This is a genomic window from Mesorhizobium sp. M7A.F.Ca.CA.004.12.1.1, from assembly GCF_003997835.1.
GTDB lineage: Bacteria > Pseudomonadota > Alphaproteobacteria > Rhizobiales > Rhizobiaceae > Mesorhizobium.
Genome location: NZ_RZRK01000509.1, coordinates 1 through 4502 on the forward strand (window position 1 = coordinate 1; position 4502 = coordinate 4502).

The following is a 4502-nucleotide window of genomic DNA, read 5'->3' on the forward strand; positions in this document are numbered from 1 at the left end:
CATCGTCATCTCGATCAACGGCGCCAACGACGCGGCGGTGATCACCGGCGATGCCAGCGGCTCGCTGACCGAAGCCTCCGGCGTTGCCAACGCCACGGCCGGCACCTCGCCGGCGACCGGCGATCTCGACGCCAGCGATGTCGACAGCGGCACCGACTTCTCGGTGCAGACCAACGGCGCCCACGGCACGCTGACCATCAATGCGGCCGGCGAGTGGAGCTACGCGCTCAACGAGGATGATGCCGCCGTCCAGGCGCTCAACACCGGCGATCCGGCACTCACCGACACCATCACCGTGCAGACCGCCGACGGCACGACCAAGGACATCGTCATCTCGATCAACGGCGCCAACGACGCGGCGGTGATCACCGGCGATGCCAGCGGCTCGCTGACCGAAGCCTCCGGCGTTGCCAACGCCACGGCCGGCACCTCGCCGGCGACCGGCGATCTCAATGCGACCGATGTCGACAATACGGCGACCTTCAACACCCAGGCCGCCGTCGCCAAGACCTATGGCACGTTCTCCATGGACGTGAACGGCGCTTGGAGCTACACCCTGGACGACGCCAACGCGGCCGTTCAGGCGCTCAACAGCACCGGCGCGAACACCACTCTGCACGAACTGGTGACGGTCACCACCCTCGACGGCACACAGAAGGTGATCGACATCACCATCCACGGCGCCAACGACGCGGCGGTGCTATCGTCTGCCTCGGCCAACCTGACCGAGACCAACTCGGCAGCAGATATCTCGACTTCCGGCACACTGACCATCTCGGACGTCGACAGCCCCGCAACCTTCGTCGCCCAGGCCGCCACCGCCGGTACCTACGGCACCTTCGCCATTAATGCGGCTGGTGCGTGGACCTACACGGCAAGCTCGGCCCATGACGAGTTCGTCGCCGGCCAGCACTATACCGAAAACTTCGATGTGGTCAGCGCCGACGGCACCCACACGTCGGTCGCCATCGACGTCCTCGGCACCGCCGATGCCCCGCCGCGCTTTGCTCCGACGGACATTCAGCTCACACCGAGCACTACGACGGACAATGTGACTTTCAGTTCGTTCCAGTTCACGGGAACACTGTCCGCAACCGATGCAGATCCCGGCGGCTTCGTCTACAGCATCACCTCGCAATCGGACCCTGGACTGTTTTCGATCGCCGGCAACACATTGAGCTCGGGAGATCTCTCGCCGAGCAAGGCGTATTCCATAACCGTGCAGTCAACGCAGGTCGGCGATCCGGTCGGGCCTGCTTACCAGTATTCCGAAACTTTCCAGGTCATCACCGGCAGCAATGGCAACTCAAGCGACAATCTCAGCAGCCCCGTAGGCGGCGACGATATACTCTACGGCAATGGCGGGGCGGACCAGATCTTTGGCCTGGCCGGCAATGACACGCTGTTAGGCCAAGGCGCTAATGATACCCTGTCCGGCGGCGACGGCAATGACCGGCTGGTCGGTGGTGCCGGCGCCGACACGCTTAGCGGCGGTCTGGGCGCCGACACATTCTATTACGGATCAGCCGTTGCGGATTCTGCGCCGGGTGCCGGCAGTTTCGACACCATCACCGACTTCGTGCATGGGGTCGACAAGATCGACCTGTCCTCAATCGACGCCAGCGGAGCCGCCGGTGATCAGGCGTTCCTGTTCGGAGGGCAGAATGTGAATACCGTCGCCAGCAGTATCACGTGGTCGGAAAGTGGCGGCAACACAATCGTCCGTGCGGACGTAACCGGCAACACAGGCGCCGATTTCCAGATCACGCTGACCGGTACCGGGCTCGGACTGACGGCGAGCGACTTCGTGCTTTGAAACCAGGAGGTGAGTCGCTTTGCGGCTCACCTCGTTGCTCGATGTGATTGGGCCTCCGCGTTAAGGTTTACGACGGGACTACCGACGGGCCGCGTGGCCGGCTGAAGGATCGGGGATAGTATCGGCATACAGGTGGACAGGGGGGCGGTTCTCCGCTGGGTATTTGAGTCTCGAAAGAAAATCGCAGATTGTGAAGGACGCCCTTCTGGCGTGCCGTCATTATTTCCTGATCGCGGCAGGCTTCAGCCTGGCGATCAACCTGCTCTATCTCGCCTCGCCGCTCTATATGCTGCAGATCTACGACCGTGTTGTGACCAGCGGTAGCCAGACTACGCTGGTAATGCTTACCATCGCGCTCCTGGCGGCGTTCCTTGCGCTGGCAGGTCTCGACCTCATGCGTGCCACGATCCTGACCCGGGCTAGCGTACGCCTCGACCGGTTGCTGTCCGCGAGGATCGTGGCCGCGTCGGTCGAAACCACGCAGTCGGGCTCCTCTCAGAGCCAGCCAGTGCGTGACTTTGACACGTTCCGGCAGGTCATAACTGGCATGGGCATCAATGCGCTGTTCGACCTGCCATGGTCGCCCATCTACATCGCCATCATCTTCCTGCTGCACCCCTGGCTCGGCTTCTTTGCGCTCGGCTCGTCGCTGCTGCTCGTCACCATGGCGGTGCTCAACGAATATCTGGTGCGCGCCCCGCTCAAGCAGGCCAACGACTTGGCGACGGCCAACTACAATTTCACCGATATGAGCCTGAGGAACTCGGAAGTCATTCGCGCCATGGGCATGATCGAAGGCCTCATCGGCCGCTGGGGACGCGACCGCAGCTTGGCGCTTCAACGCCAGACGCAAGCCAGCGACCGCGCCGCCTTGATGTCGGGGATGATCAAGTTCCTTCGCTTGACCATGCAGTCGCTGATCCTCGGCCTCGGCGCCTATCTGGTGATCGAACGGCAGACCACAGCCGGCTCGATGTTCGCGGCCAGCATATTGCTGGGCAGAGGACTGCAGCCCGTCGAACAGATCGTTGGCCTCTGGCGCAGCCTGATCCTGGCGCGGGCGGCGCTGGCGAGGGTTCACAAACTGGTCGACGGGGGCACGCAGAACGCAAGATCGTTCAACCTGCCGAAGCCAACCGGCAAGATTTCGGTCGAGCAGATCAGCTTTGCAATTGCCAGCCAGCAGAAAGTGCTGCTCCGGGACGTATCATTCCGGCTGGACGCAGGCGAGGCGCTGGGAATTGTCGGCCCGTCCGGCGCCGGCAAGTCAACGCTGGCTCGTCATCTCGCGGGCGTCATGCAACCCAGCCGCGGCACCGTCAGGCTGGACGGCGCCGATCTGTCGCATTGGGGACACGACGCGCTTGGTGACCACATCGGCTACCTGCCGCAGGATATCGAACTCTTCTCCGATACGGTCGCCGCCAACATCGGCCGCTTCAAGACCAATGTCGACCAGGAGGTCATCGAGGCCGCGCGGCTCGCCGGCGTGCACGAGATGATCATCCGCCTGCCGCAAGGCTATGAGACCCAGATTGGCGAAGGCGGCGCAGTGCTGTCGGGAGGATATAGGCAACGGATCGCTCTTGCTCGTGCGGTGTTCGGAACGCCGAACCTGATTATTCTTGATGAGCCGAGCTCCAATCTGGACGCCGATGGCGACCGCGCGCTGAGCGAGTGTGCGATCGAGCTCAAACGCCGGGGCAGCACGGTGATCATCGTCTCGCACCGGCCCTCGACCCTGGCGAATGTCGACAAGATCCTTCTGTTGCGCGATGGCGCGGTCGAGGCCTTCGGCATGAGAAACGAGATCGTGGCGCTGCTCAACCAGCGCGCGGCTCCAATGGCGGTGGTAACGCAATGAGCCGTGTTTGGAGAGAGCGATGAGCGACGGCGCCCTTACCTACCGAAGCCTGCCCGGGGAAACCGGCATCCTCGCTCCGGATTCGATCCGGGTGCCAGCCTATATCGGCCTGCTGATCATCGTTGCCTTCTTCGGTATCTTCGGCGGCTGGGCAGCCTTTGCCCCACTGAACGGCGCCGTGCTCGCCGACGCCATCGTCAAGGTGGAAGGCAATCGCAAGAGCGTACAGCACTTCGACGGCGGAACGGTGAAGGAAATCCGCGTCAAGGATGGCGACGTCGTCAGGAAGGGCGACATAATGCTGAAGCTGGACGACACCATGATACGATCCGAGTTCAATCTCTATGCCCAGCAATATGCGCTGCTGCGTGCAACCGATGCCAGGATTCGGGCCGAACTGGATGGCAGCGAGGCTGTTGCCTTTCCCAAGGACATCCTCAAGGAGCACGAGGCCTACCTCAGGGATGCGATGGCAAACCAGATCGCCGACCTGGAAAGCCAGCGCGCCTCGATGGCCGGCGCCAGGCAGATTCTCGAGCGGCGGATCGCCGAGCTCGAGGAGCAGATCCAGGGCAAGCAGGCTCGGGTCCAATCCTACCAGGCCCAGATGCAATCGACGATCGACGAGAAGGCCAGCCTGTCAAAGCTGCTCAAGGCTGGATTGACGACCCGCCCGCGCATTCTGGAATTGGAAAGATCGGCCTCGGATCTGCAGGGCCTAATCGACGAGAACCTCGGCGCTATAGCCGGCAGCCAACAGAGCAAAGCCGAACTCAACGGGCAGATCGCCCAATTGACCTATGAGCGCCGAGCCAAACTATC

At 62.7% G+C, this 4502-nt stretch carries 3 protein-coding genes; all 3 read left to right on the top strand.

Annotation, left to right across the window (positions count from 1 at the left end):
* On the top strand, positions 1 to 1816 hold a 1816-nt coding region (locus EN984_RS23765; RefSeq protein ID WP_206517468.1), incomplete at its 5' end, for a VCBS domain-containing protein.
* A 190-nt stretch (positions 1817 to 2006) separates the two neighbouring features.
* Positions 2007 to 3680 (top strand): type I secretion system permease/ATPase, encoded by a 1674-nt coding sequence (locus EN984_RS23770; protein ID WP_236383531.1) that lies wholly within the window; start codon positions 2007 to 2009, stop codon positions 3678 to 3680.
* Between the two features lie 19 nt (positions 3681 to 3699).
* On the top strand, positions 3700 to 4502 hold an 803-nt coding region (locus tag EN984_RS23775; RefSeq protein WP_127272074.1), incomplete at its 3' end, for a biotin/lipoyl-binding protein.